The organism is Nibrella viscosa, from assembly GCF_039541875.1.
GTDB lineage: Bacteria > Bacteroidota > Bacteroidia > Cytophagales > Spirosomataceae > Nibrella > Nibrella viscosa.
Genome location: NZ_BAABHB010000038.1, coordinates 1 through 1,309, shown reverse-complemented (window position 1 = coordinate 1,309; position 1,309 = coordinate 1). Strand labels below are relative to the sequence as shown.

General features: G+C 50.8%; 1 protein-coding gene. It reads right to left on the bottom strand.

What is annotated here, in order from left to right:
- Positions 1-28: 28 nt before the first annotated feature.
- Positions 29-1,222, bottom strand: coding sequence for a transposase (locus ABD931_RS29070; RefSeq protein ID WP_345271640.1), 1,194 nt, complete (start codon positions 1,220-1,222; stop codon positions 29-31).
- Between the last annotated feature and the right edge of the window lie 87 nt (positions 1,223-1,309).

The following is a 1,309-nucleotide window of genomic DNA, read 5'->3' as shown; positions in this document are numbered from 1 at the left end:
TAATACTTTGAGCAGTTAATATCTATGCTTAGGCAGCTCTACGCTGCCAGAACTGCCAATCCACCCTATCCAGCCGATTTACATCAACTAAGCCCTCCTGGCTGAGTTGATGATATATCCGCGTCCAGATACGCTGGTTGGTTTGTCGACGCACCAATGCATTCATCGACTTCTGCAACGAAGCATCTGCGGCCAATAGTAGCCGGCCTATATTAACCGCACTCAGCGTGGCGTTCAAGTGGTAATCTAACTTGGCGTCGCTGCGGGCCTGGCACTGATGCAGACCCGTGAACTGTTTAGCATCCCGAAACAGCAACTCGATTTGAAAGCGTAGATGATAGTACTGAGCAATCTGTTGAGCCAACTGCTGTTGATCCGTTGAAGCCAGTAAGACATATTTCTGGTGGCGGCTATCCAGCAGCAGTACTACCCGTAGTGTTCGCTCGAAATGCTTCGAGTAGAGCAAGGCACTAAATAGCCGAATATGACTATGAATGGGATGAACACCCTCATCCTGCCAGCGCGAGAGATCATCAAAGCTAGCCTTGCCATCATAGCGACGGGTTGGCCCCCGCTGGCCAGGTTGGCGGCCTTTGATCCATAGATGGTACAGGGCCGCATCATGGCGCAAGCGGGTAATGAGATGACGACGTTGGCTGGCGAAGAGCTGAAAGACTTCTTTTTTAGCGTAATAGCCATCGGCCACCCAGTAGAGCAGAACGGGTAGTCGGGACAGACAGTCGGCCAGTTGCTCTAAATACCAACTCAACCGGGAGTAAGCCTGACCAGGCTGCTGGGTGATATCAGGCGGTGTTTGACTGGCTTCCAACGCAAAGCACTCTTTAGTGAGGGTGTTGACACAAGCCAGCACACTGACTTCCAGTCCGCGCTGAGCTTTACCGGCACAGGACGACCAAAACTTATCGAGACCAAAGGTTTTGGTGCCGCTTTTGGGCAGGAAGCTACAGTCGACAAGGCCGATAAAGGAGCCTTGTGTAAAGTCGATACAGGCTTTGTTGAAGGCCAGCCAATCGAAGTAGCTGGCAAACTGCCGCCGAAAGGTCAGTTCGGTAAAGCGGCTATATCGGGCTAGATTTTCAAACGTAGCTCGGCCCTGTCTGCCCAGCAGGACAGCAAATAACTCAGTCAAAAAAGAGCGCTGATGCTTGTTCACGTTGGAAAGTTTAGCCAATATTGGCTTGAGAATCGCTTCGATGCTCATGGGTCGTTGGGGAGGAATGGGGATTTCAACCTTACGACCCTTTTGTCATTTTTCCAAATCGAGCCTATAACTGCTCACAGTATTAAA

What these genes read in the sequence shown, in the direction of transcription:
- ABD931_RS29070 (WP_345271640.1), bottom strand. Translation starts at nt 1,222, where the DNA reads ATGAGCATCGAAGCGATTCTCAAGCCAATATTGGCTAAACTTTCCAAC.